This is a genomic window from Ochrobactrum sp. C6C9 (assembly GCF_022627935.1).
Lineage (GTDB): Bacteria > Pseudomonadota > Alphaproteobacteria > Rhizobiales > Rhizobiaceae > Brucella > Brucella teleogrylli.
Genome location: NZ_JABXGB010000030.1, coordinates 26,515 through 53,090, shown reverse-complemented (window position 1 = coordinate 53,090; position 26,576 = coordinate 26,515). Strand labels below are relative to the sequence as shown.

The following is a 26,576-nucleotide window of genomic DNA, read 5'->3' as shown; positions in this document are numbered from 1 at the left end:
AGGCCGCGCAGGCTGAAGATGTCGAGAATATTCTGGCTGGTCTCGGGATTGAGCCGCAGGACCGCAAGCGCGTCGTCGAAATCTGGAACAAGATTGACAATCTGGACGAAAGCGGGCGTGAAGCGGCGCTGCGTCTGGCCGCAGCCGGCGGTGATGAAGGCCGCCCCATCCCCCTGTCAGCCATCACAGGCGAGGGCGTTGATCGCTTGCTAAACCTGATCGAAACGCGGATAGCGGGCGTGCTTGGCACGGTGGATGTCGTTCTGTCGCCTTTCGAGTTGCACATATTGAACTGGATTTACCAGCACGGCAGTGATGTGCAGCGCGAAGATCTCGAAGACGGTTCGGTTCGGGTGCAGGCGCGTCTGACCGAAGTGGCGCGCAAGACGCTGGACGAAAAGCGCGGCATCAAGCCGGAGAAGCCGGAAAACGACTGGGATTAGCACTACAGTTGCAAATTCGTCAGGTCGTGGCGAAACGACTGATTTTCGAGCACCGGAGCGGAGCGTACTTTTGGGTACGTGAGCACCGGAGCACAGGAAATTGCTCGTTGCAGACCGACCTCACGAAGAATGCAACTATAGTGTTAGTCATGATTCCGTGAGGAACCGAGCACCACTTGCGGAACAGGGGCGCAACGCCCTATGTATGGAAGTCCGACGATTCAAATCCACTCAATACGCATCCAATATATGCAGAGGCCCATAATGAGAGATCCGATTGAAACCGTCATGAACCTCGTGCCGATGGTGGTCGAGCAGACCAACCGCGGCGAGCGGGCCTATGATATTTTCTCGCGCCTTCTGAAAGAACGCATCATCTTCGTCAACGGACCGGTTGAAGACGGCATGTCGATGCTGGTCTGCGCGCAGCTTCTCTTCCTCGAAGCCGAGAATCCGAAGAAAGAGATCAACATGTACATCAACTCGCCCGGTGGCGTGGTGACGTCCGGCATGGCGATCTATGACACGATGCAGTTCATCCGTCCGCCGGTATCCACGCTTTGCATGGGCCAGGCCGCGTCGATGGGTTCGCTGCTTCTGACGGCAGGCGCAACCGGCCAGCGTTATGCGCTGCCGAATGCCCGCATCATGGTCCACCAGCCTTCGGGCGGCTTCCAGGGACAGGCGTCCGACATCGAACGCCACGCGCAGGACATCATCAAGATGAAGCGCCGTCTCAATGAAGTCTATGTGAAGCACACGGGCCGCGACTACGAAACCATCGAACGCACTCTTGATCGCGATCATTTCATGACCGCTCAGGAAGCGCTCGAATTCGGTCTCATCGACAAGGTCGTGGAAGCCCGCGACGTGAGCGCCGACGAATCGAAGTTAGCCTGAATCTGGCTCCCTTCCAATTATTGGCCCCTTTTGCCACAAAAGGGGCTCAATTCTTGGACCAACGTGAAGGTTAACGCGCCGCGTTAAGCATCTGTTGGGCATCAAGGCGCTAAAGTTGGTCAGATCAGGCCGAATCTTTGCCGGGAACTTATTTTTTGTTTGTTCGACGGTTCAGGTTCTGCAAAAGTCACCAAATGACTCCTTCGGTCGGGGAGTCTACGGTGATTGGAATCCTAGAGACTACAGGGGCAGTGCGTATCAACTGTCAATGTGACCGGTAGAAGGTGAGTGTTTCCTTCCGTACTGGGTCCGAACCGGAAGAAACGATCGGAATGAACAGCCCAAGGTTCGTTTCGGTTTATTGAAAGGAAACTGCAATGAGCAAAGTCAGCAACAGCGGCGGCGATTCCAAGAATACGCTTTATTGCTCGTTCTGCGGCAAAAGCCAGCATGAAGTGCGCAAGCTGATTGCAGGCCCGACCGTTTTCATCTGCGACGAATGCGTCGAACTTTGCATGGATATCATCCGCGAGGAAAACAAATCCTCGATGGTGAAGTCCCGCGAGGGCGTGCCGACGCCGCAGGAAATCATGGCCGTTCTTGACGACTATGTCATCGGCCAGAAGGATGCCAAGCGCGTTCTGTCGGTCGCGGTGCACAATCACTACAAGCGTCTCGCACATCAGTCGAAGAGCAACGATATAGAACTGGCGAAGTCGAATATTCTTCTCGTCGGTCCGACCGGCTGCGGCAAGACCTATCTTGCCCAGACGCTCGCTCGCATCATCGACGTGCCATTCACCATGGCTGACGCGACGACGCTGACCGAAGCCGGTTATGTCGGTGAAGATGTTGAAAACATCATCCTGAAACTGCTTCAGGCTGCTGATTACAACGTCGAACGCGCACAGCGCGGCATCGTCTATATCGACGAAGTGGACAAGATCAGCCGCAAGTCCGACAACCCGTCCATCACGCGCGATGTATCGGGCGAGGGCGTGCAGCAGGCACTTCTGAAGATCATGGAAGGTACCGTTGCTTCGGTTCCTCCGCAGGGCGGTCGCAAGCATCCGCAGCAGGAATTCCTGCAGGTGGATACGACGAACATCCTGTTTATCTGCGGCGGTGCTTTTGCCGGTCTCGACAAGATCATCTCCGCTCGTGGCGAAAAGACGTCCATCGGCTTCGGGGCGACTGTCCGCTCGGTTGACGAGCGTCGTATCGGTGCGGTGTTCCGCGAACTGGAACCGGAGGATCTGCTGAAATTCGGTCTCATTCCGGAATTCGTCGGTCGTCTGCCGGTTATTGCAACGCTCGAGGACCTCGACGTCGATGCACTGGTCCAGATCCTGACTGAGCCAAAAAATGCGCTAGTGAAGCAGTATCAGCGCCTGTTCGATATGGAAAATGTCGAGCTGGTGTTCCATGACGACGCTCTACGCGCCATTGCCAACAAGGCAGTTGAACGCAAGACGGGTGCGCGCGGTCTGCGCTCGATCATGGAAAAGATCCTGCTCGACACGATGTTCGAACTGCCGACACTGGAAGGTGTTCGCGAAGTCGTGATCTCCGGTGATGTCGTGGATGGCAGCGCCCGTCCGCTCTACATCTATGCGGAGCGTCAGGACGAGAAGGGCAATGTTTCGGCCTAAGAGATAGATTTTCTCCTCAAAAGGCCGCGAAAGCGGCCTTTTTTGTTGCCAGTTTGGCAATTCGCTTTAGTGTTATGGGTTCGAAGCGCTTGTATCGGAGCATATCCAAAGCGGCATATTGTGCAAATTGCCCGGACGGCGCAGGATAGTTAACGATTCTATGAAAGCCGCCCGAAACTGGCTATTGAATTGCCGGGCTTGGCTCTCCAAGTATGAACCGAAGCACGCTGTGCGACCTGCCTCATGATGAAAGGGGGCGTCGGCGTGGCAGTCGGGTCGAAAGGCCTGAGAAAGGACTTGAATTATGACGGGTATTGAAGACAAGACCCTGATGGGTGGAGCAGAAGCGGGCGGTGCAGACGGGCTTTATGCCGTTCTTCCGTTGCGCGATATTGTGGTCTTCCCGCACATGATCGTTCCGCTTTTTGTCGGACGCGAAAAGTCTATTCGCGCTCTGGAAGAAGTGATGGGTGTCGACAAGCAGATATTGCTTGCGACCCAGAAAAATGCTGCCGACGACGATCCGGCGCCGGATGCAATTTATGAAATTGGCACCATTGCCAATGTGCTTCAGCTTTTGAAGCTGCCGGACGGCACTGTGAAGGTGCTGGTCGAAGGCACGGCGCGCGCCAAGATTTCCAAGTTTACGGATCGCGAAGACTATCACGAAGCTTACGCTGCGGCTCTGCCGGAGCCGGAGGAAGATGCCGTTGAAATCGAGGCGCTGGCCCGTTCGGTGGTTTCCGACTTCGAAAACTACGTCAAGCTGAACAAGAAGATTTCGCCGGAAGTGGTTGGCGCCGCCAGCCAGATCGACGACTATTCCAAGCTTGCCGATACGGTTGCTTCGCATCTCGCGATCAAGATACCTGAAAAGCAGGAAATGCTGTCCATTCTCTCGGTGCGTGAGCGTCTGGAGAAGGCTCTTGCCTTCATGGAAGCCGAAATCTCGGTTCTGCAGGTTGAGAAGCGCATCCGCTCGCGCGTCAAGCGCCAGATGGAGAAGACGCAGCGCGAATATTATCTCAACGAGCAGATGAAGGCGATCCAGAAGGAGCTTGGTGACGGCGAGGACGGTCGCGATGAAGCGGCTGAACTGGAAGAACGCATCAACAAGACCAAGCTTTCCAAGGAAGCGCGTGAAAAGGCTCAGGCTGAGCTGAAGAAGCTGCGCACCATGAGCCCGATGTCTGCGGAAGCGACGGTTGTGCGCAACTATCTTGACTGGCTGCTGTCCATTCCATGGGGCAAGAAGTCGAAGGTCAAGCAGGACCTGAACTTTGCGGAAGAAGTGCTCAACAATGATCACTTCGGTCTCGACAAGGTTAAGGAACGCATCGTCGAGTATCTGGCGGTGCAGGCTCGTTCGACCAAGATCAAGGGCCCGATCATTTGCCTCGTCGGACCTCCCGGCGTCGGCAAGACCTCGCTTGCGCGTTCGATCGCCAAGGCGACGGGCCGTGAATATGTCCGTATGTCGCTTGGCGGCGTGCGGGACGAAGCTGAAATCCGTGGTCACCGCCGCACCTATATCGGCTCGATGCCTGGCAAGGTCATCCAGTCGATGAAAAAGGCGAAGAAGTCCAACCCGCTCTTCCTGCTCGATGAAATCGACAAGATGGGCCAGGATTTCCGTGGTGATCCGTCGTCTGCAATGCTCGAGGTGCTGGACCCGGAACAGAACGCAACCTTCATGGACCATTACCTTGAGGTTGAGTATGACCTGTCCAACGTCATGTTCGTGACGACCGCCAATACGCTGAACATCCCCGGTCCGTTGCTGGATCGTATGGAGATCATCCGTATCGCCGGTTACACCGAGGATGAAAAGCTGGAAATCGCCAAGCGGCACCTGCTGCCCAAGGCCATCAAGGACCATGCTTTGCAGCCGAAGGAGTTCTCGCTCACGGACGATGCATTGCGCAATGTGATCCGTCTTTACACACGGGAAGCCGGTGTACGTAGCCTTGAGCGCGAGATGATGACACTCGCCCGTAAGGCCGTCACCGAAATCCTGAAGTCGAAGAAGAAGTCGGTGAAGATCACCGACAAGAACCTCTCCGACTATCTGGGTGTGGAGCGTTTCCGCTTCGGTCAGATCGACGGCGAAGATCAGGTCGGTGTCGTTACCGGCTTGGCCTGGACGGAAGTTGGCGGCGAGTTGCTGACCATCGAAGGCGTCATGATGCCCGGCAAGGGTCGCATGACCGTCACGGGTAACCTGCGTGACGTGATGAAGGAATCGATTTCCGCTGCTGCATCCTATGTCCGCAGCCGAGCAGTTGATTTCGGCATCGAGCCTCCATTGTTCGACAAGCGCGACATTCACGTCCACGTGCCGGAAGGTGCGACGCCGAAAGACGGTCCGTCCGCAGGTATCGCCATGGTCACGACCATCGTTTCCGTGCTGACCGGCATACCGGTTCGCAAGGACATCGCGATGACCGGCGAAGTGACGCTGCGCGGTCGGGTTCTGCCGATCGGTGGCCTGAAGGAAAAGCTCCTTGCGGCTCTGCGCGGCGGCATCAAGAAGGTTCTGATCCCGGAAGAAAACGCCAAGGATCTGGCGGATATTCCGGACAATGTGAAGAACAATCTTGAGATCGTTCCGGTGTCTCGCGTCGGTGAAGTTCTGAAGCACGCGCTCGTGCGTCAGCCCGAACCGATTGAGTGGACCGAGCCTGAAACACCTGCAAAGGTGCCTTCGGTTGACGATGAAGCAGGCGCCACAACAGCACATTGACAGTCGGTAAGACGACCAACAAACGAAATGCCGGGCCAAAAGCCCGGCATTTCTGTGTTTAACCCCAGAAAACCGGGCTTTTTTGCCATTGACAGGCTTGGTTTGGCGAGCGTTTCGAATAAACTCCGCCCAATCCGGTCACGTTATCCGTTCCGGTAGGTAAAGAAAGGAAATGCCAATGAACAAGAACGAATTGGTTGCCGCAGTCGCGGAAAAGGGCGGTTTGACGAAGGCTGATGCCGGTACGGCTGTTGACGCTGTGCTCGCTGCTGTCACCGGCGCACTGAAGGCTGGTGAAGAAGTCCGCCTGCCAGGCTTCGGCGTTTTCTCCGTTTCGCACCGTGCAGCTTCGACCGGCCGCAATCCGTCGACCGGCAAGGAAGTTGCTATTCCGGCTCGCAACGTGCCGAAGTTCTCGGCCGGCAAGGGCCTGAAGGATGCCGTCAACGGCTAATGCATGATCTCGGAAAGCCGACAGGCTTTTCGAAGCATTATGTGTGAAGGCAAGATTTCGGTCGCTGCGGTTTAAACGTGAGCGGCTGTCGAGAAGGCCCGGCTTGTCCGGGCTTTTTTCGTTTAGATACTACGCCGCCGCTGATTTTCCGCTCATCGCGAAAAAAGCCGGGCGCTAGACCCGGCTTTTGCATTTTCAACCGTCGAGCTGCGCTTACTCCGCAGCTTCCGAGTTTCGCTTAGGGCGTCGCTCCAGCAGTTCCTTGAGGAAATGGCCGGTATAGGAGCGCTTTTCCTTAACGATGTCTTCTGGACGGCCCACAGCAAGGATCTCACCGCCGCCATCACCACCTTCTGGACCGAGGTCGATCACCCAGTCGGCAGTCTTGATGACTTCGAGATTGTGCTCGATCACCACGACCGTATTGCCCTGTTCGACCAGTTCATGCAGCACTTCCAGCAGCTTTGCTACGTCGTGGAAATGCAGACCGGTGGTTGGCTCATCGAGAATATAAAGCGTGCGTCCGGTTGCGCGACGCGATAGTTCCTTGGCGAGTTTCACACGCTGCGCTTCACCGCCCGAGAGCGTTGTCGCCTGCTGCCCGACCTTGATATAGCCGAGGCCAACCTTGACCAGCGTTTCCAGCTTGTCGCGCACGGCAGGAACAGCGGAGAAGAACTCCGCGCCTTCCTCGACAGTCATATCCAGCACATCGGCGATGGACTTGCCCTTGAACAGCACTTCCAGCGTTTCGCGATTGTAACGCTTGCCGTGGCAGACGTCACAAGTCACGTACACATCCGGCAGGAAGTGCATCTCGATCTTAATGACACCGTCGCCCTGACAGGCCTCGCAGCGTCCGCCCTTCACGTTGAAGGAAAAACGACCCGGCTGATATCCGCGTGCCTTGGCTTCCGGCAACCCCGCGAACCAGTCGCGGATCGGCGTGAAGGCGCCGGTATAGGTCGCCGGGTTGGAACGCGGCGTGCGTCCAATCGGCGACTGGTCGATATCGATCACCTTGTCGAGGAACTCCAGCCCTTCGATACGGTCGTGCTCCGCCGGATGCTCGCGGGAACCCATGATGCGGCGTGAAGCGGCCTTGAACAGTGTTTCGATCAGGAAGGTGGACTTGCCGCCACCTGAAACGCCCGTTACAGCGGTGAAAGTACCGAGCGGAATATCTGCCGAGACATTTTTCAGATTGTTGCCGCGCGCACCGACGACGCGGATACGCTTGGTCTTGGAAATCTTGCGACGTTCCGCTGGAACAGCGACTTCCATAACGCCCGAGAGATATTTGCCGGTCAGCGAATTGGTATTGGACATGACGTCCTTCGGCGTGCCCTGTGCAATCACCTTGCCGCCATGGACGCCAGCCGCGGGACCAATATCGACCACATAATCGGCGGTCAGGATCGCATCTTCGTCATGCTCCACCACGATGACCGTATTGCCGAGATCGCGCAGATGACGAAGCGTGTCCAACAGGCGGGCATTGTCGCGCTGATGCAGGCCGATGGACGGCTCGTCCAGCACGTAGAGAACGCCAGTCAGGCCAGAGCCGATCTGGGAGGCGAGGCGAATACGCTGGCTTTCACCCCCGGAAAGCGTGCCGGAATTACGCGCCAGTGTCAGATAATCGAGGCCGACATCATTGAGGAATTGCAGGCGTTCACGGATTTCCTTGAGAATGCGCGCTGCAATTTCCCGCTGCTTTTCATTAAAGCTGCCATCGACGTCGCGGAACCAGGCATCTGCCTTGCGGATCGACATTTCGGTGATTTCGCCGATATGCTTCATGCCGATTTTCACGGCCAACGCTTCCGGCTTCAGGCGATAGCCATTGCAAGCCGGGCAGGGCGTCGAAGACATGAAGCGTTCGATCTCTTCACGCGACCAGGCAGAATCGGTTTCCTTCCACCGGCGCTCCAGATTCGGAATCACGCCTTCGAAGGGCTTTGTGGTCTGATAGGACCGCAGGCCGTCGTCATACTGGAAGGTGATTTCCTTGCCGCCCGTGCCATGAAGAATGGCGCGTTGCGCTTCCTTGGGCAGATCAGACCAACGGGTGCCGATCTTGAAGCCATAAGCCTTGCCCAGCGCTTCCAGCGTCTGATTGTAATAGGGTGACGATGACCGCGCCCAGGGCGCAATTGCACCATCTTTCAGCGCCGCGCTTTCATCGGGAACAATCAGGTTTGGATCGATAGCTTGCTGTGTGCCGAGACCGTCACAGGTCGGGCAGGCGCCAAAGGGATTGTTGAACGAGAACAGGCGCGGCTCGATTTCCGGGATCGTGAAACCGGAAACCGGACAGGCGAATTTTTCTGAGAACAGAATGCGCTCGTGGGTCTCGTTGGCCGACTTATTGGCTGCGCCGCCTTCCGCCGTTTCTTCGGGCGGAAGCGGCTTGTCGGCGAATTCAGCGACGGCCAGACCGTCGGCGAGCTTGAGGCAAGTTTCTAGACTGTCGGCAAGGCGCGAGGTGAGGTCAGGGCGCACGACGACGCGGTCTACCACCACATCAATATCGTGCTTGTATTTCTTATCGAGCGCCGGAACATCGGCAATCTCGTAGAAAGTGCCGTCCACCTTGACGCGCTGGAAGCCCTTCTTCTGCAGCTCTGCCAGTTCCTTCTTATATTCGCCCTTACGCCCGCGTACGATCGGCGCCAGAATGTAAAGACGCGTGCCTTCTTCCAGAGCGATCACACGATCAACCATCTGGCTGACGGTCTGGCTTTCAATGGGAAGGCCAGTTGCAGGCGAATAAGGCACGCCCACACGCGCGAAAAGAAGGCGCATATAGTCGTAGATTTCGGTGACAGTGCCGACCGTCGAGCGCGGATTACGGCTCGTCGTCTTCTGTTCGATGGAAATGGCGGGCGACAGACCATCGATCTGGTCCACATCCGGCTTCTGCATCATTTCCAGAAACTGGCGCGCATAAGCCGAGAGGCTTTCCACGTAACGACGCTGGCCTTCCGCATAAATCGTGTCGAAGGCAAGCGACGACTTGCCCGAGCCGGAAAGGCCTGTCATGACGATCAGCTTGTCGCGCGGCAAATCAAGATCGACATTTTTAAGATTGTGCTCGCGCGCGCCACGTATGGAAATGAATTTCTGATCGCTCATTCCGCGTCCTGCCTGCTTCGTGATGCCATGGATAGATTGGCCCCGGCGATGAACCGCCGCGCCAATCCCATAATATGGGGCGAAGCCCTCCAAAGAAGAAGGGGCTTGGTTATCCTAATTTGCGCTCTTGTAGCACCGGAACAAATGTCGAACAACCAAGCTTCTGACAGGCGATACGAAATGTGAACGCAAGAGCGTTGACTGTCACTCCTGACAGGAGCACACTTCTCTTACTCGCTGATGCGAAGAGGTATTGCGGAGGGATGACGCGATATCGGCAAGAGGTTCGCAGGAGGCGGGAAATCCGGTAGGGAGGTAAAGGAGCATGAGTCCACCTGACTACACTGCCTAGCTTTCACACAGATGAAAGCACAATCGATCTTTGTCGCGGATGCGTTCTTTCGCAAGGAACAATGCATCGTTGGTGAGAAGTTCGATTGCCGAAAATCTATATATGCGCGGAAAACGATTGGCCGCGTGCCTTCGAGTTCCGAAAGATTTTGTCGACGAATTAATGCCGACATATGAGCTTTGCTCAAACCCCAAGCCCCGCGCGCCAAAGAAACAGTGAGCGGCGGGGCTTTTCATTGTCTGACTGTGACGCGCTTTGTTGTATCTTCGGCTGTCGCTATGCGGCGGGTCAGGCATTCTCCTCGTTAGTCACTGGACCTCGTTAGAAATGAGGGATGTTTTGTCGATTTGATGCCACAAGCACTTGCATTTTGAACAAAACAAGAACATAAACTCTGTGGACATTGACCATTCCCCGCCCGGGAAATTGAGCGTCATGCGCGCCAGTCCTGTAAGGTGGGTAATTGAGTTTCAGGTGATGGCGCAATTCATGCGCCTGATCCTTCTTTAGGAAAGCGCTCTTGTGAGGATTTCAGATCCGGCGAGGCGCGCATGAGACCCGGAGTAGGTTTTCGATGGCTGGTAGCGTCAACAAGGTCACTCTGGTCGGCAATCTCGGTGCCGATCCGGAAATTCGTCGTCTGAATTCAGGCGATGTGGTTGCCAATCTGCGTATTGCGACCTCGGAAAGCTGGCGTGATCGCCAGTCCGGCGAGCGCAAGGACCGCACCGAATGGCATAGCGTTGTTATTTTCAACGAAAACCTTGCCAAGGTCGCAGAGCAATATCTGAAGAAGGGTGCCAAGGTTTATATCGAAGGCGCGCTCCAGACCCGCAAGTGGCAGGATCAGAACGGCAACGACCGTTATTCGACGGAAGTTGTGCTACAGAAGTTCCGTGGTGAGCTTCAGATGCTCGATAGCCGTGGTGAAGGCGGCGATCAGGGCCGTTCTTTTGATCGCGGCAGCGGTGGTGGACGTAACCAGATGTCGGATTATTCCGGCGGTGGTGGCGATTTCGGTTCGTCCGGACCGTCTTCTTCGGGTGGCGGCGGTGGCGGTGGGTTCTCCCGCGATCTCGACGACGAAATTCCATTTTGATGAATCTAACGGGCGCTTTAGGCGCCCGTTTCATTATGGTTAGACGGTTTGTTAAATCGGAACCTTATAAATTAATATTATCTAACTGAATAATAAAGAAATTTCCGAGCTTATCAGCTCAATATGTATCGATCGAAAACTCCATGCGATCCGCAGAAAACCGCGTCAGAGAATATTGAAGAGGCTGACCGTTCGTATCGACATTGATGGCGCGTGCCATCAGCACGATAGCACCGGGCGAGAGCTTCAGATGTTTCAGGTCATCTGAATCAGCGTGCTGGGCAGATATGGTTGTCGATTTGCGGAAATAATCCTCGATACCAGCTTTCCTGAGCGCCCAGGTAATAGACCCGTTTTCAGCATAGTCAGCAGCAAAATCGGGAAAGCGCGCCGCATCCACCCAATGCGTTGCGCGCGATACAGGGCGTCCATCGGCACTATGCGCCGTCTCAAGCCGCGTGACTTCGCTTCCGGCGGCGATGCCCAGGGCTTCGGCTATTTCGGCGGTCGCGACTTCGGTGCCGCTGCTGAGCAATATGCCTTTGACTTCGCTCGCCTGCGTGCCCAGTGACTGTGAAATGCGGGTGCGTGGCCCGATCTGGTAGGTCAAACGCTTTGCATTGGCGACGAATGTGCCGCGACCCTGTTCGGCACGAAGTACGCCTTCCTGCGTCAACGCGGCAATGGCGCTGCGCACCGTATGGCGGTTGACGCCGAAGCGATCCGCAAGCTCCATTTCGGCAGGCATGCGCGCGCCGGACTGAAGTTTCCCGGCCATGATGTCGCCGCGTATCTCATCGGCAATCTGCCGCCAGATCGCCACGCCGCTATTTCTTTCAATTCGTCTGGTCTTTGTCATCAACTGTCATCGTCCTGTCATTGGCAGGGAGTAATAATTTTGTTATTGTATGGTTGTCTAGATAAATAGACAAATATGCAAGGCAAGTCAACGGAATTGAACAGGGCGGAAAAGCTCATGCAAACGACAGAGCCCAAGGCAGGCAATGGCACTGCCGCCGGTGGGATGCACGCCTCGGCCAGCAACGACAAGTCCGGCAACAGCAAGGCGCTTGACGCGGTGCAGGCTGCACGACAGGCCAGCATGGCAACGCTTGCGCAGGCAAGCGGCGAAGAGCTGAAAGCTTTCTGGCAGAATTGGTCGGACAAGCCTGATTTCGAAATTCTCCGTGGTCCGGAAACAGGACTGGTAATGCTGCGCGGCCGTATCGGCGGCGGCGGTGCGCCTTTCAATGTCGGCGAGGCGACGGTGACGCGCGCGACTGTGCGTCTGACCGATGGTTCCGTCGGGCATTCCTATGCTCTCGGTCGCGATCAGGAAAAGGCACGACTGGCCGCTTTGTTTGATGCGCTCTGGACCGACGAAGCGCGCCGTGAAGCGGTGGAGCGTCAGGTCCTCGACGTCTTGCGCAACCGGCTGGAACAGGCCGACACAAAACTGCGCAGCGAAGCTGCTGCCACCAAAGTTGATTTCTTCACCATGGTTCGGGGAGACAATTGATGCTGCATTCTTCACCCCATTCGTCTCCGGCCTTCGAAGGTGGTTTGGCAAATCCGGTCACCGACGCCCAATCGGCATTTCATGCCGTCATGCATGCGATGGCCAATCCGGGCCGCGTCTACGCTCTGACCCGGGCTGCCACGCCGCCCCAGCCATTGACGCCGGAACTGGGCGTCATAGCCGCCACCTTGCTCGACCATGATGCCACCGTCTGGTGCGACCGCGCCATTGCAGCCGATGCAGACGCTACAGCCTGGCTGACATTTCAAACCGGCGCGCCGCAGGTTGAATCTTCCGCTTCTGCGCAATTCGCATTGGTTACCGATGCTTCGCTGTTGCCGCCCTTGGCTGAATTCTCGCAAGGGCAGCCGGAGTTTCCGGATCGTTCGACAACGGTGGTTCTTGCGGTCAAGTCGTTTGAGAGCGGGCAGGGCCTTGTTCTGAAGGGGCCGGGCATTAACGGTGAGCGGGAAATTCACATCGACGGTCTTCCGCAGGACTTCGTTTCGCAATGGCGAGACAACGGCGCACAATATCCGCTTGGCGTCGATTTGGTTCTGGTCTGCGATGGCGCGGTCATCGCATTTCCGCGCACCACGCGCATAATCAAACTGGAGGGCTGAACATGTATGTTGCCGTAAAGGGTGGCGAAACAGCCATTCGTAACGCCCACCGACTTCTCGATGATCGCCGCCGGGGTGATCGTGCTGTGCCCGCACTGCGTCTGGATCAGATTGTCGAGCAGCTTGCACTCGCCGTTGACCGTGTGATGGCGGAAGGTTCGCTCTATGATCGCGAGCTGGCCGCGCTTGCCGTGCGTCAGTCGCGTGGCGATCTGATCGAGGCCATTTTCCTCGTGCGTGCTTATCGCACCACATTGCCGCGCTTTGGGTATTCCCGCCCAATGGAAACCGGGCAGATGCTGATCGAGCGCCGCATTTCCGCGACCTATAAAGATCTTCCGGGCGGCCAGATGCTCGGCCCGACCTTCGACTACACCCACCGTCTTCTCGATCCGGATCTGGCGGGAGACGTTGCTGTGCCAGAGCCGGAAGCACGCGAAACCGAGAAGGAAGAGACGCCCCGCGTCACCGATATTCTCGGCGCGAACGGCATGATCGAGGACGATGGCTCCCTGCCGGAAGGTCATGAGCCCGGCGATCTGACACGCGAGCCATGGACATTCCCGATGGAACGCGATCTGCGCTTGCAGGCGCTGGCGCGCGGTGATGAAGGTTTTCTTCTCGCGCTCGGTTATTCGACCCAGCGCGGCTACGGCAACACCCACCCCTTCGTCGGCGAAATTCGCATCGGCGAAGTGGAGGTCGAGTTCGACGTGCCGGAGTTGGGCTTTGCCGTCTCGCTTGGCCGGGTGCAATTGACCGAGTGCCAAATGGTGAACCAGTTCAAGGGCTCCTCAAAGCAGCCGCCGCAATTCACGCGTGGCTATGGTCTGGTGTTCGGCCAGAGCGAACGCAAGGCCATGTCTATGTCGCTCTGCGACCGCGCCTTGCGGGTTCGTGAATTCGATACCGACGTGACCGCGCCCGCACAGGATGAGGAATTCGTCATTTCGCACTCCGACAATGTGCAGTCGACCGGCTTCGTCGAGCATCTGAAACTGCCGCATTACGTCGATTTCCAGGCTGAGCTCGAACTCATCCGCAGCATGCGTGCTGAATATGAGAAGACGCAAAATCAAGCAGAATCTCCAGTGAAGGAGGCCGCAGAATGAGCGATCTGGCCAATTACAATTTCGCCTATCTGGACGAGCAGACCAAGCGCATGATCCGCCGCGCCATATTGAAGGCCATAGCGGTGCCCGGCTATCAGGTACCTTTTGCGAGCCGCGAAATGCCGATGCCCTATGGCTGGGGCACGGGTGGCGTGCAGGTGACGGCTGCCATTCTTGGGCCGGACGATGTGCTGAAAGTTATCGATCAGGGTGCGGACGACACGACCAATGCCGTTTCGATCCGCGCGTTCTTCCAGAAGACCGCCAATGTGGCCGTGACCACCAGCACCGGCGAGGCGACGATCATCCAGACGCGCCACCGCATTCCGGAATATCCGCTGACCGAAGGGCAGGTGATCGTCTATCAGGTGCCGATCCCGGAACCGCTGCGCTTTCTGGAACCCCGCGAGACGGAAACGCGCAAGATGCATGCGCTCGCCGAATATGGCCTCATGCATGTGAAGCTCTACGAGGACATTGCGCGCCACGGCCAGATCGCCAAGACCTATGATTATCCCGTGATGATCGAAGGTCGCTACGTGATGGCACCATCGCCGACGCCGAAATTCGACAATCCGAAAATGCATATGTCGCCTGCCTTGCAGCTGTTCGGCGCGGGTCGCGAAAAGCGCATCTATGCAGTGCCGCCATACACGCAGGTCGTGAGCCTCGATTTCGAGGATCATCCGTTTGAAGTGCAGAAGTTCAAGGAACCTTGTGCGCTGTGCGGCGCAAGGGGCGTCTATCTGGACGAAGTTGTGCTCGATGATCGCGGCGGTTCAATGTTCGTTTGCTCGGATACCGATTATTGCGAAGACCGTCAGGCAAAGGGCCATTTTGGTCATCTGGCTGCCAATAAGGAGGCCGCAGAATGAACGACGAACCTCTGCTGAGAGTAAACAACCTGTCGAAGTTCTACGGCAGCCGCCGTGGCTGCGAGGATATCTCCTTCAATCTTTGGCCCGGCGAAGTTCTGGCCATCGTCGGGGAATCCGGCTCGGGCAAGACGACGCTGCTCAACAGCCTTGCAACCCGGCTGGAACCGACGTCTGGCACCGTTGAATATCGGATGCGCGATGGCGCATTCCGCGATCTCTACAAGATCGGCGAGGCCGAGCGCCGTTTTCTGATGCGCACTGACTGGGGTTTTGTGCATCAAAACCCGGCTGACGGACTGCGCATGACGGTTTCGGCTGGCGCCAATGTCGGCGAGCGCCTGATGGCGGTGGGTGAGCGCCATTATGGCAATATCCGCTCCACTGCGACTGAGTGGCTTGGCCGTGTGGAAATTGCTGCCGACCGTATCGATGATCAGCCGCGCGCTTTTTCCGGCGGTATGCGCCAGCGTTTGCAGATTGCCCGCAATCTCGTCACCGCGCCGCGACTGGTGTTCATGGACGAGCCAACCGGCGGTCTCGACGTTTCGGTGCAGGCGCGCCTGCTCGATCTGTTGCGCGGGCTCGTCAACGATCTGGGGCTTTCGGTCATCATCGTCACGCATGATCTCGCCGTAGCGCGGCTTCTGTCGCACCGGATCATGGTCATGAAAGACGGTCACATCGTCGAGCAAGGTTTGACGGATCGCGTGCTGGATGACCCGCAAGCGCCTTATACGCAGTTGCTCGTATCATCGATCTTACAGGTATAGATCAATTAAAACAGATATTTATCGCGTGTTTTTTCCAAACTGACGGAACTTCATGCGTGAGGTGAGAAATGTCTCTGTTGCAAACATCCGCTTCGCAATCCACGCCGCCCCTGGTGGTATCCGGCGTTACCAAGACCTTCACCATGCATTTGCAGGGCGGCGTTGAACTGCCGGTCGTGCAGGGCGTGAATTTTGAACTCAATGCCGGTGAATGCGCCGTGCTGGGCGGTCCATCGGGTGCCGGCAAAAGCTCGATCCTGAAGATGGTCTACGGCAATTATGCGGTGAATGGGGGCTCCATTCTGATCCGCCATGTGGATCGCGCTGTCGATCTGGCCACGGCTGATCCCCGCGAAGTGCTTGGCGTTCGCCGTGACACGATTGGCTACGTTAGTCAGTTTTTGCGCACGTTACCCCGAGTGGCGGCTATCGATGTCGTGGCCGAACCTTTGATCGCTCGTGGTGCCGACCACGACATGGCGCTGGACCGCGCGCGGGAATTGCTGGCCAAGCTCAACCTGCCGGAACGCCTCTGGGCGCTGCCGCCTGCAACCTTTTCCGGCGGCGAGCAGCAGCGCGTCAACATCGCTCGCGGTTTCATCACCGATCATCCGGTGTTGCTGCTGGACGAACCGACAGCTTCGCTTGATGCGAAGAACCGCGCGGTCGTGGTGGATCTGATCAAGACCAAAAAGGAAGAAGGCGTTGCGATGCTCGGCATTTTCCACGACGAGGATGTGCGTGAGGAAGTGGCCGACCGCATCATCGACGTGACCGCCTTTTCGCCGAGGGCGGCGGCATGACCAAGCTCTCGGTTGAACCTCTGGTTCACGAAACGGCAGATGTCACCGGCAGCAAGCTTGGCCGTTACACGGAAGTCGGCGCGCGCAGCCGTCTGTCGGAAACTGTGCTGGATGACTACTCCTATCTCGGCATCGATTGCGAAATCTGGTGCGCGGAGATCGGTAAATTCTCCAACATTGCAAGCCATGTGCGCATCAATGCCACCAATCATCCGACCTGGCGTCCAACTTTGCATCACTTCACCTATCGCGCTGGCGATTACTGGCCGGATGCGGAGAATGAAACCGAGTTTTTCGACTGGCGTCGCGGCAATGCGGTTAAGATCGGCCATGACACATGGCTCGGTCACGGATCGACCATCCTGCCGGGCGTCACCGTGGGCAATGGCGCAGTGATCGGTGCCGGTGCGGTCGTCAGCAAAGATGTTGCGCCTTACACGATTGTGGGCGGTGTCCCGGCGCGTCTCATACGCGAGCGCTTTGACGCCGCGACCGGCAATCGTCTCGACCGGCTGGGCTGGTGGGACTGGAGCCATGAACGCCTGCGCGATGCACTTGATGATTTCCGCGCGCTCGATATCGAAACTTTTCTCTCAAAATATGAAACTGCCGCCAATACCGAGGCGGTCATGAAAGAGCTTTCTCATGGCGAATGAAATCGTTCTCAAAAATGCGCGCATCGTGCTCGCCGACGAGGTCGTTTCCGGCTCCATCCTGATACGCGACGGCAAGATCGCCGCCATCGATCAGGGCAATGTAAATGGCGGCGAGGATATGGATGGTGATTACGTCATTCCCGGCCTGATTGAACTCCATACCGACCAGCTGGAATCGCATTATGCGCCGCGTCCCAAGGTGCGTTGGAACGTGGATGCCGCCGTTCAGGCCCACGACGCGCAGGTTGCCGCATCGGGCATCACCACTGTCTTCGATGCGATGCGGGTCGGTTCCGATTATGATCGCGACTTCGTCGGCAAGGATATGCGTCTGCTGGCCGATGCAATTGAAAGCGGCGTGCGCGAAAACCGTCTGCGCGCGGACCATTTCCTGCATCTGCGCTGCGAGGTTTCCGCAGCCGACTGCCTTGAAGGCTTTGCGCTTTTTGAAAACGATGATCGGGTGAGGCTGGCTTCGCTGATGGATCATGCGCCGGGGCAGCGTCAGTTCGCGGAGATCGAAACCTATCGCACCTATTACATGCGCAAGCTGAAACTCAACGACGAAGAGTTTCGTTTGCATTGCGAACAGCGCATGGCAGACTCCGACGCCTATTCGGCCAAGCATCGCCGGGCGATTGCCGATATGTCGGGCGCACGCGGTATTGTTTTGGCAAGCCATGACGACGCCACCAGCGCTCACGTGGGGGAATCGCTTGATCACGGCGTCCGTATTGCGGAGTTCCCGACCACACTGGAAGCGGCTTCTGCCTCCAAGGGCGCGGGCCTGTCGATCCTGATGGGCGCGCCGAATATCGTGCGTGGCGGCTCGCATTCGGGCAATATCGCCGCCCGCGATCTGGTGGATAATGGCAGTCTCGATATTCTGTCGTCGGACTATATTCCGTTCAGCCTCATCCAGTCGGCTTTCGGCCTTGCTTCCGGCGAGCGCCCGATTGGGCTTCCTGAAGCCATCCGCCTTGTCAGCAAGAACCCCGCCGATGCAATGCGCATGGATGATCGTGGCGAAATTGCTGTCGGCAAGCGCGCCGATCTGGTACGAGCACGCACCAGAAGTGCGATACCGGTGGTGCGCACCGTCTGGCGGGAAGGCGAGCGGGTGCTCTGATGCGTATGGAAAATATCCGGCCGAAAGGCTGTTTCGTTGCTGTCGTCGGCCCCAGCGGGGCCGGCAAGGACACGATCATGGATGGCGCGCGCATGGCCCTCGCAGGCGATGCGCGCTTTCATTTTGTACGCCGCATCGTCACGCGCCCGCAAATGCCGGGAACCGAAGACCACGACAGTCTGGATGAAGCGGCTTTTGCGAAAGCCGCGGGCGAGGGCGCCTTTGCGCTTCATTGGCGCGCCCATGGTTTGAACTACGGTCTTCCGAAGTCGCTTGATACGCTGATCGATGGCGGAACTGTGGTGATTGCCAATGTCTCGCGCCGCGTTCTGGACGACATGCGCAGGCTTTATCCGTCGCGTTCGGTGGTGGTCATTACGGCACGCGCGGAAATCCTCGCCGAGCGGCTGGCAAGCCGTGGCCGCGAAAGCAAAGACGAGATCGCCTTGCGGCTTTCGCGCGAAGTGAACTTCAATGACGGGGCTGGCGATGTTGTCATAATAGACAATTCCGGCGATGTTGGTGAATCCACAGAGGCATTTATTCGTCATCTGACAGAAATGTACGCTAAAACAAAGTCTTAACTAATAAACCTATAGTAGCGTTTAAATTTACACAAACGTCACGATGCTTTCATTGCAATGTCATGGAAGCAATTCAGAGTGAGCATGAATGGAGATGAATTCATGCTTCAACTGAAAAACGTAACGCGCCGCTATAATGACAAGGTGGCGGTTTCGGGGGTTGACCTCGAGATCGAGCCCGGCACGTTTGTGGGAATTATCGGACGTTCGGGCGCGGGTAAATCGACGCTGTTGCGTATGATCAACCGCCTCGTCGAACCGTCGGAAGGGACCATTCATTGGGAGGGGCGCGATGTTACCGGCCTGAAAGGCTCCGGGCTTCGCGACTGGCGCGCACAATGCGCGATGATTTTTCAGCATTTCAATCTGGTCGACCGTCTCGATGTTCTGACCAATGTGCTTATGGGGCGTCTTAATTATGTCTCGACGCCAAAGTCGCTTCTGCGCATCTGGAGCGATGAAGAACGCCTGATCGCATTGTCTGCCTTGCAGCAGTTCGATATCGCCCATCTGGCCGCGCACCGCGCCGATGAGCTTTCCGGCGGCCAGCAGCAGCGCGTGGCGATTGCGCGTGCACTCGTTCAGCAGCCGCGCATCATTCTTGCCGATGAACCGATTGCTTCGCTCGATCCGCGCAATACGCGCAGCGTCATGGATGCGTTGCGTCGTATCAATCGCGAATACGGCATCACCGTTCTCTGCAATCTGCATTCACTTGATATCGCGCGCAGCTATTGCGACCGCCTCGTCGGCATGTCCGCTGGCAAGGTCGTGTTCCGCGGCACGCCGTCGATGCTGACTGATATGGCATCGCGCGATCTTTACGGCATGGAAGCAGCCGACGTTGTCGATAGTGACGACACGGTTGACGCAATGCCTGTACCGGTTCCGCAGTCGGCTGAAGCCGCACTGCGCCAGATTTCCGCCTGAGCGAATAAAGCTGCGGAAAAAACTCGCTCCAAACTCAGGATTAACAGGAGAGACTTATGCTTAACCGTAGAACTTTTCTGGCGGCTGTTGCGCTCACCGCTACCATGACCTTCCATGCTCAGGCTGCTGACTGGAGCAAGGAATATCCGGAACTGGTTCTGGGCGTTATCCCGTCCGAAAACGCTTCGACCACCAGTGACCGTTATGCCGCTCTGACGGCCTATCTCGGCAAGGAACTCGGCACCAAGGTCACGCTGCGCGTTGCAAACGACTACGCCGCCGTTATCGAAGGCCAGCGCGCTGGCAATATCCAGATCGCTTTCTATGGCCCGGCTTCCTATGCACGCGCCGTCATGACCGGTGTTGAAACCACGCCGCTCGTCAACCAGCGTCACGACACCGGCGTCAACGGCTATTATTCGGTCGTTTATGTTCGCGCCAACAGCCCATACCAGAAAATGGACGACCTGAAGGGCAAGAGTATCGCGCTTGTCGATCCAAACTCCACCTCGGGCAACAATGCGCCGCGCTACTTCCTCAACCGCGAAGGCTATAGCGTCGATACCTTCTTCGGTAAGAACTTTTTTGCCGGCAGCCACGAAAACGCCGTTCTGGCTCTCGCTCAGGGCACCGCTGACGCTGCCGCCAATTCCTGGAATTCGGAAAACGACTCCAACCTGACCCGCATGATCAGCCGCGGCGTTCTCAAGGACGCAGACGGCAAGGCGCTGACGAAGGACGATTTCCGCATCATCTTCAAGTCGGACTTCCTGCCGGAAGGTCCGTTTGCCGTGCTCAGCACGTTGCCTGACCAGCTGAAGGCTGACATCAAGCAGGCTTTCCTCGACATGCCAAAGAAGGACAAGGCCGGTTTTGACGCTCTTTCCGATGGCAAGGACCAGGAATTCGTGGCGACCGAAACCAAGGATTATGAGCCGATCATCGAGATGCTGAAGTTCAACGACAAGGCACGCAAGTCCTGATCCGAAGAACAATCGAAATGCCCGAAGCCGCAAAAGCTTCGGGCATTTTTGTTAGGGAATCTCGCATGACGATATCCACTCTCGACGGCAGCGGCTCCAAGGGTCTGCTCGCCGAGTATCGCAGGGAAGTCGGGAAACGACGCCTTTATGGCATCGGTTTCCTCGTCGGCCTTGTTGTTATCGCCATAGCTGCCTCTGTTGTTGCCGACGTTCGGCCGGGCACACTGGTTGAAAATCTCTTTCGCTTTACAAGTTATCTCGGGCGCATTCTGCCAGACCTGACCATCGCCAATTTCTGGGGCGACATGGCCGCCTGGTACTGGAATATCGGTGGCTGGCTCAAGATGCTCTTCGAGACGTTGCTGATCGCCTATCTCGCCACGCTGATCGGGGCGGTTATCGCTTTTGCGGCTTCCTTCGCAGCGTCCTCCAATATGGCCCCGAACTCGACGGTGCGTTTCATCGTTCGTCGTGGACTAGAACTGCTGCGGACCGTGCCTGAAATCGTGTTCGCCTTGCTATTTGTTATCGCTTTCGGTCTGGGACCAATGGCCGGTGTGCTGGCTCTGATGCTTCACACGACCGGCGCGCTCGGCAAACTCTTTTCGGAAGTAGTCGAAAACATCGACATGCGGCCGGTGGAAGGTATCCGTGCTTCCGGCGGCTCCGGCCTTCAGGTCATCCGCTTTGCCGTACTGCCACAGGTCGCCGCCAATTTCGCCTCCTACGGGTTGCTGCGCTTTGAAATCAATGTGCGCGGCGCTTCCGTCATGGGCTTTGTCGGTGCAGGCGGTATCGGTCAGGAACTGCTCACTTCCATCCGGCAATTTTATTACAGCGATGTCAGCGCCATCCTGTTGCTGATTATCATCACGATAGTCGTGATCGATCTCATCACCCAGCGTGTGCGTCACGCGCTTCTGGGCCGCATCGGTTAAAGGGGAGCTTCTCATGACAGACATTGCGCAAAGCCTCTCCCGCGAAGCCCATGCCCACGAAAAGGAATTGCGCGCGGAATATGCGGAACTGTTCGGCAATGCGCGCACATGGCGCAATCTGACGATTGCAGGCGTGCTCATCATCGCCTCGTTGTGGTTTGCCTTCTACTGGCTGGATTTTTCGCTGCTGCGTATCCTGAACGGCTTCGGTCGTCTCGGCGATTTCGCCTTGATGATGCTGCCACCGGCATCCAATGGCCGTTTCAGCCTATATCTGTGGTCAATGCTGGAAACGCTGGCCATTGCCTATCTGGGCACGCTTTTGGCCGCCATACTGGCCTTTCCGTTCGGGTTTCTGGCGGCGAAGAACATCATCCCGAACATCTTCCTGCATTTCGGCATACGTCGCTTTCTCGATACCATCCGTGGCGTCGATACACTGATCTGGGCGCTGATCTGGGTGTCAGTGGTGGGGCTTGGACCTTTCGCCGGTATTCTGGCTATCGCCTGTTCCGACTTTGGCGCTTTCGGCAAGCTGTTTTCGGAAGCCATTGAAGGCGCGGACAAGAAGCCGGTTGAAGGCGTGCTGTCGTCGGGAGGCAACCGCCTGCACGGCTATCGCTTCGGCATACTGCCGCAGGTTCTGCCGCTGATCGGTAGTCAGGTTCTGTACTTCTTCGAGTCCAACACGCGCTCGGCAACGATCATCGGTATTGTCGGGGCAGGCGGCATCGGCGCGCATCTGGCCGAACAGATCAAGGTTTTGAACCTTCAGGACGTTTCGTTCCTGATCATCATGATCCTGATTGCTGTTGCGGTTATCGACTGGTTCTCGTCCAAGCTGCGTCATGCCATGATCGGCAAGAAGGCACAGAAATCGGTATAGAGCGGTTATTAGAAACCGCTCTATACATTCATTCATACGCATTATCTGACGCAAAACCGCTTCGCACTTTTGCTGGAAATGCTCTTAACCGGTTATGAGCGTCTTGATACCATCGGCGACGAACTGAACGGCGAGTGCCGCCAGAATGACACCCAGCAAGCGGGTGAGAATGGATCGACCGGTTTCGCCAAGGAACCGGTCGACGCGTTCTGCGAGCAGAAGCACGACATAGGTAATGAGCAGGCAAACGAAGATCACCCCCAGAAGGGCGATACGCGGCCCGAAGCCATGGAATGAGTTCGACGTCAGCACGATGGCCGAGATCGCGCCGGGACCGGCGATAAGCGGTATTGCGAGCGGGAAGGCGGCAATATTGCGGATATGATCCTTGGTGATCGCGACTTCGGCACTCTTTTCTTTGCGCTCGGTTCGCTTCTCGAAAATCATTTCAAACGCGATCCAGAACAGCAGCAGACCACCGGCGACGCGGAAAGCCCCGATGGAAATACCGAACATGCCGAGGATCTGCACGCCTGCCACGGCAAAGAGCGCCATGACGATGAATCCGATGATGGAAGCGCGAAGCGCGACCTGACCGCGATGGTGACGATCCATGCCCGGCGTCAACGCTAGAAACAGCGGCGCCAGGCCCGGTGGATCGATCGTGACAAGAAGGGTGACGAAGGCGCTGAATACGGTATCGTAGAACCCCATGCTACTGTCGCCCTCTCATTGGTCTGTCACGATTGAATTCTAGACGATCAAGCCGCATTGGTCGATGCAAAGTGCCGGATCGAGCAACAAGCTTGCGCCATGTTTATGTGAATATCTTATAAGTCATTGATTTACAAAAACGATTTAGCCGCCGGAAATGGTCTCGAAATTGGCGTTTTGCGCTACTTTCCTTTATAAAGAGACTTTATCGATTCTGTTGAGAAAGATATCTGAATAGTGTCAGATCAAACCCCTCCACCCGGTTCCGACGATATGAATGGCGGCCCGAGCGGTATTGAGCCGATTTCCATTATCGAGGAAATGCAGCGCTCATATCTCGACTACGCCATGAGCGTTATCGTGAGCCGTGCTCTGCCCGACGTGCGCGACGGCCTGAAGCCAGTGCATCGTCGTATCCTTCACGCCATGAACGAGATGAATCTCGCCTATAACCGCCCCTACCGTAAATCGGCGGGTGTGGTCGGTGAGGTCATGGGTAAGTATCACCCGCATGGCGATGCCTCGATCTACGATGCCCTCGTGCGTATGGCGCAGGATTTCTCCATGCGCGATCCGCTTGTCGACGGGCAGGGCAATTTCGGCTCCATCGACGGTGATCCCCCGGCGGCAATGCGTTATACCGAATGCCGTCTGGAAAAACTCACCGAAGCCCTTCTGTCGGACATCGACAAGGACACGGTCAATTTCCAGGACAATTACGACGGTCGCGAACGGGAACCGGTGGTTATGCCAGCGCGTTTCCCGAACCTGCTCGTCAATGGTTCGGGCGGTATTGCGGTCGGTATGGCGACCAATATTCCGCCGCACAACCTTGCCGAAGTCATCGATGGCTGCATCGCGTTGATTGAAAATCCAGCCATCCCGCTGGAAGAAATCATGGAGATCATTCCGGGTCCCGATTTCCCGACCGGAGGCATCATTCTTGGACGTGCGGGCATCAATTCCGCCTATACGACCGGGCGCGGTTCGGTGATCATGCGTGGACGCGCGGCAATCGAGCCAATGCGCGGCGACCGCGAAGCCATTATCATAACCGAGATTCCGTATCAGGTGAATAAGGCCTCGATGATCGAGAAAATGGCCGAACTGGTGCGCGACAAGCGCATCGAAGGCATTTCCGATCTGCGCGACGAATCCGACCGTGAAGGCTATCGCGTCGTGGTCGAATTGAAACGTGACGCCGTTGCCGATGTCGTGCTGAATCAGCTCTATCGCTACACGCCGCTGCAGACCTCGTTCGGCTGCAACATGGTGGCGCTGAATGGCGGCAAGCCGGAACAGCTGACGCTGCTCGACATGCTGCGCGCCTTCGTGGCCTTCCGCGAGGAAGTCGTCACCCGCCGCACCAAGTTCCTGCTGAACAAGGCGCGCGACCGTGCGCATGTGTTGGTGGGTCTGGCGATTGCGGTTGCCAATATCGATGAAGTGATCGCACTGATCCGTCGCGCGCCCGATCCAACGACCGCGCGTGAACAGTTGATGGAGCGCCGCTGGCCCGCCGCTGACGTTGCACCGTTAATCCGCCTGATCGACGATCCACGTCACCGCATCAATGAAGACAACACCTATAACCTCTCCGAAGAACAGGCCCGCGCCATTCTCGAATTGCGTCTGCAGCGCCTGACGGCGCTCGGACGTGACGAAGTGGCGGACGAACTGAACAAGATCGGCGAGGAAATCCGCGATTATCTGGATATCCTGTCGTCGCGTTTGCGCGTCATGACCATCGTCAAGGACGAGATGATTGCCGTTCGTGACGAGTTCGGCACGCCACGCCGCACCGAAATCGGTTTCGGCGGCGCGGAAATGGACGATGAAGACCTGATCGCTCGCGAAGACATGGTCGTCACCGTCAGCCATGCGGGCTATATCAAGCGCGTTCCGCTGACGACCTATCGCGCACAGCGCCGCGGTGGCAAAGGCCGTTCCGGCATGGCGACGAAGGATGAAGATTTCGTCACCCGCCTGTTTGTCGCCAATACGCATACGCCGGTTCTGTTCTTCTCCTCGCGTGGCATTGTCTACAAGGAAAAGGTCTGGCGCCTGCCGGTCGGCACACCGCAATCGCGCGGCAAGGCTCTCATCAACATGCTGCCGTTGCAGCAGGGCGAGCGCATCACGACCATCATGCCGTTGCCGGAGGATGAAGATTCCTGGGCAAATCTGGACGTCATGTTCTCGACCACGCGCGGTACGGTTCGCCGTAACAAGCTGTCGGACTTCGTTCAGGTCAACCGCAACGGCAAGATCGCGATGAAGCTCGAGGATGACGGGGATGAAATCCTCTCCGTCGATACCTGTACGGAATTCGACGACGTGCTTCTAACCTGCGCCGGCGGCCAGTGTATCCGCTTCCCGGTTACCGATGTGCGCGTCTTCGCAGGCCGCAACTCGATCGGCGTGCGCGGCATTAATCTGGCGGATGGCGACAAGGTCATCTCCATGGCGATCCTGCACCATGTCGAAGCCGATGCCTCGCAGCGTTCCGCCTATCTCAAGCGTTCGATTGCCGAACGCCGGGCGCAAGGCGCGGACGATGCCGACGATATCGTCGTTGTTGGTGAGGAAGTCGGTACCGACGCCGAACTTTCCGAAGAGCGGTATCAGGAACTGAAGGCGCGCGAACAAACCGTGCTGACGGTCAGCGAATATGGCTACGGCAAACGTTCATCGTCTTACGAGTTCCGTGTTTCGGGCCGTGGCGGCAAGGGCATCCGTGCCACCGACACGTCGAAGACCGACGAAATCGGCAAGCTCGTTTCGCTATTCCCGGTCGAAGCAAGTGACCAGATCCTGCTCGTCTCCGATGGTGGCCAGCTGATCCGCGTGCCTGTCGATGGTATCCGTCTCGCGGGCCGTTCGACCAAGGGTGTTACGATCTTCAACACGGCTGATGGTGAAAAGGTTGTTTCCGTCGAGCGTATTTCCGAAACGGATAGCGACGAGGAAAACGGCAATGGTGACGTTGAGGGTGGCGAATCCGCGCCCGGAGGCGAAGCACCCGCAGCCAGCGAAGAATAAGCAAACTAGCCGGGCTTGATGCCCCGGTTGGAGTAAGCGCAATGAAAAAGGCCGATGGCAAAACCATCGGCCTTTTTCAGATGCCAAGACTGGAGGAATTGGCGATCTTCTAATCAGGTTGCGTCATTACGACAGATAGTTGATTTGTTTCGGGAATACCGCCGGTGATGTGTTCTTCTTCTGGATGCTCAATCTCAAGCCGAAAGGCGAGTGTTCAAGCCAGGAAGA

General features: G+C 57.0%; 22 protein-coding genes and 2 pseudogenes. 20 read left to right on the top strand and 4 right to left on the bottom strand.

The window, feature by feature from the left end; translation table 11 throughout:
* From HWD97_RS20315 to HWD97_RS20295, 5 genes and pseudogenes are all read left to right on the top strand, one after another.
* Window positions 1-443 (top strand): annotated as a pseudogene (locus HWD97_RS20315) (GTPase HflX); the annotation flags it as partial.
* Window positions 444-707: 264 nt separating this feature from the next.
* Window positions 708-1,343 (top strand): ATP-dependent Clp endopeptidase proteolytic subunit ClpP, encoded by a 636-nt coding sequence (clpP, locus tag HWD97_RS20310; protein WP_109368958.1) that lies wholly within the window; start codon window positions 708-710, stop codon window positions 1,341-1,343.
* A gap of 377 nt (window positions 1,344-1,720) precedes the next feature.
* Window positions 1,721-2,995: an ATP-dependent Clp protease ATP-binding subunit ClpX gene (gene clpX / locus HWD97_RS20305; protein WP_078338598.1), complete on the top strand. Its 1,275-nt coding sequence runs from the start codon at window positions 1,721-1,723 to the stop codon at window positions 2,993-2,995.
* Between the two features lie 304 nt (window positions 2,996-3,299).
* A complete protein-coding gene (gene lon, locus HWD97_RS20300) occupies window positions 3,300-5,738 on the top strand; it encodes an endopeptidase La (protein WP_109368959.1) in 2,439 nt (812 codons plus the stop codon).
* Window positions 5,739-5,916: 178 nt separating this feature from the next.
* Entirely contained in the window at window positions 5,917-6,192 is a 276-nt protein-coding gene (locus HWD97_RS20295) for an HU family DNA-binding protein (RefSeq protein ID WP_006470422.1), read from the top strand.
* Window positions 6,193-6,405: 213 nt separating this feature from the next.
* On the opposite strand, the gene uvrA is transcribed toward HWD97_RS20295, so the two are convergent.
* Window positions 6,406-9,330 carry an excinuclease ABC subunit UvrA gene (uvrA, locus tag HWD97_RS20290; protein WP_109368960.1) on the bottom strand — a complete coding sequence of 975 codons (2,925 nt, stop codon included), beginning with the start codon at window positions 9,328-9,330 and terminating at the stop codon, window positions 6,406-6,408.
* A gap of 109 nt (window positions 9,331-9,439) precedes the next feature.
* Window positions 9,440-9,665: pseudogene (locus HWD97_RS20285) on the bottom strand (hypothetical protein).
* Between the two features lie 591 nt (window positions 9,666-10,256).
* Here HWD97_RS20285 and ssb point away from each other — a divergent pair.
* On the top strand, window positions 10,257-10,781 hold the full coding sequence (ssb, locus tag HWD97_RS20280; RefSeq protein WP_371835481.1) for a single-stranded DNA-binding protein: 525 nt from the start codon (window positions 10,257-10,259) through the stop codon (window positions 10,779-10,781).
* A gap of 118 nt (window positions 10,782-10,899) precedes the next feature.
* Here ssb and phnF read toward each other — a convergent pair whose 3' ends face one another.
* The gene (gene phnF, locus HWD97_RS20275) at window positions 10,900-11,643 is read right to left on the bottom strand and encodes a phosphonate metabolism transcriptional regulator PhnF (RefSeq protein WP_181376087.1); all 744 of its coding nucleotides are present in this window, start codon (window positions 11,641-11,643) and stop codon (window positions 10,900-10,902) included.
* Between the two features lie 162 nt (window positions 11,644-11,805).
* On the opposite strand from phnF, the gene phnG reads away from it, so the two are divergent.
* The 13 genes from phnG (at window position 11,806) to phnE (HWD97_RS20210) (ending at window position 22,592) form a co-directional block, all read left to right on the top strand.
* Window positions 11,806-12,300, top strand: coding sequence for a phosphonate C-P lyase system protein PhnG (phnG, locus tag HWD97_RS20270; RefSeq protein WP_109370225.1), 495 nt, complete (start codon window positions 11,806-11,808; stop codon window positions 12,298-12,300).
* Window positions 12,300-12,923: a phosphonate C-P lyase system protein PhnH gene (phnH, locus tag HWD97_RS20265; protein ID WP_109368963.1), complete on the top strand. Its 624-nt coding sequence runs from the start codon at window positions 12,300-12,302 to the stop codon at window positions 12,921-12,923. Before phnG ends, phnH begins: the two co-directional genes overlap by 1 nt.
* Window positions 12,924-12,925: 2 nt before the next feature.
* Complete coding sequence (locus HWD97_RS20260; protein ID WP_109368964.1) at window positions 12,926-14,035, top strand: carbon-phosphorus lyase complex subunit PhnI; 1,110 nt, start codon at window positions 12,926-12,928, stop codon at window positions 14,033-14,035.
* Window positions 14,032-14,910 carry an alpha-D-ribose 1-methylphosphonate 5-phosphate C-P-lyase PhnJ gene (locus tag HWD97_RS20255; protein ID WP_109368965.1) on the top strand — a complete coding sequence of 293 codons (879 nt, stop codon included), beginning with the start codon at window positions 14,032-14,034 and terminating at the stop codon, window positions 14,908-14,910. The genes HWD97_RS20260 and HWD97_RS20255 overlap by 4 nt, the downstream gene beginning before the upstream one ends.
* Window positions 14,907-15,683, top strand: a complete 777-nt coding sequence (gene phnK / locus HWD97_RS20250; RefSeq protein ID WP_109368966.1) for a phosphonate C-P lyase system protein PhnK — start codon at window positions 14,907-14,909, stop codon at window positions 15,681-15,683. Before HWD97_RS20255 ends, phnK begins: the two co-directional genes overlap by 4 nt.
* A gap of 68 nt (window positions 15,684-15,751) precedes the next feature.
* A complete protein-coding gene (gene phnL / locus HWD97_RS20245) occupies window positions 15,752-16,486 on the top strand; it encodes a phosphonate C-P lyase system protein PhnL (RefSeq protein WP_109368967.1) in 735 nt (244 codons plus the stop codon).
* A complete protein-coding gene (locus tag HWD97_RS20240) occupies window positions 16,483-17,142 on the top strand; it encodes a DapH/DapD/GlmU-related protein (RefSeq protein WP_109368968.1) in 660 nt (219 codons plus the stop codon). The genes phnL and HWD97_RS20240 overlap by 4 nt, the downstream gene beginning before the upstream one ends.
* Window positions 17,132-18,271, top strand: a complete 1,140-nt coding sequence (locus HWD97_RS20235) for an alpha-D-ribose 1-methylphosphonate 5-triphosphate diphosphatase (RefSeq protein ID WP_109368969.1) — start codon at window positions 17,132-17,134, stop codon at window positions 18,269-18,271. The genes HWD97_RS20240 and HWD97_RS20235 overlap by 11 nt, the downstream gene beginning before the upstream one ends.
* A 5-nt stretch (window positions 18,272-18,276) precedes the next feature.
* Entirely contained in the window at window positions 18,277-18,855 is a 579-nt protein-coding gene (gene phnN, locus HWD97_RS20230) for a phosphonate metabolism protein/1,5-bisphosphokinase (PRPP-forming) PhnN (RefSeq protein WP_371835482.1), read from the top strand.
* 102 nt (window positions 18,856-18,957) lie between these two features.
* On the top strand, window positions 18,958-19,785 hold the full coding sequence (gene phnC / locus HWD97_RS20225) for a phosphonate ABC transporter ATP-binding protein (protein ID WP_109370227.1): 828 nt from the start codon (window positions 18,958-18,960) through the stop codon (window positions 19,783-19,785).
* A gap of 56 nt (window positions 19,786-19,841) precedes the next feature.
* Window positions 19,842-20,768 carry a phosphonate ABC transporter substrate-binding protein gene (gene phnD, locus HWD97_RS20220; protein ID WP_109368970.1) on the top strand — a complete coding sequence of 309 codons (927 nt, stop codon included), beginning with the start codon at window positions 19,842-19,844 and terminating at the stop codon, window positions 20,766-20,768.
* A gap of 65 nt (window positions 20,769-20,833) precedes the next feature.
* Complete coding sequence (gene phnE, locus HWD97_RS20215) at window positions 20,834-21,706, top strand: phosphonate ABC transporter, permease protein PhnE (protein ID WP_109370228.1); 873 nt, start codon at window positions 20,834-20,836, stop codon at window positions 21,704-21,706.
* 13 nt (window positions 21,707-21,719) lie between these two features.
* Entirely contained in the window at window positions 21,720-22,592 is an 873-nt protein-coding gene (phnE, locus tag HWD97_RS20210) for a phosphonate ABC transporter, permease protein PhnE (protein WP_109368971.1), read from the top strand.
* A gap of 84 nt (window positions 22,593-22,676) precedes the next feature.
* On the opposite strand, the gene HWD97_RS20205 is transcribed toward phnE (HWD97_RS20210), so the two are convergent.
* Entirely contained in the window at window positions 22,677-23,306 is a 630-nt protein-coding gene (locus HWD97_RS20205) for a MarC family protein (RefSeq protein ID WP_109368972.1), read from the bottom strand.
* A gap of 273 nt (window positions 23,307-23,579) precedes the next feature.
* Between HWD97_RS20205 and gyrA the strand changes: the two genes are divergently transcribed.
* Window positions 23,580-26,348 carry a DNA gyrase subunit A gene (gene gyrA, locus HWD97_RS20200; RefSeq protein ID WP_124915993.1) on the top strand — a complete coding sequence of 923 codons (2,769 nt, stop codon included), beginning with the start codon at window positions 23,580-23,582 and terminating at the stop codon, window positions 26,346-26,348.
* The last annotated feature ends 228 nt before the right edge of the window (window positions 26,349-26,576 follow it).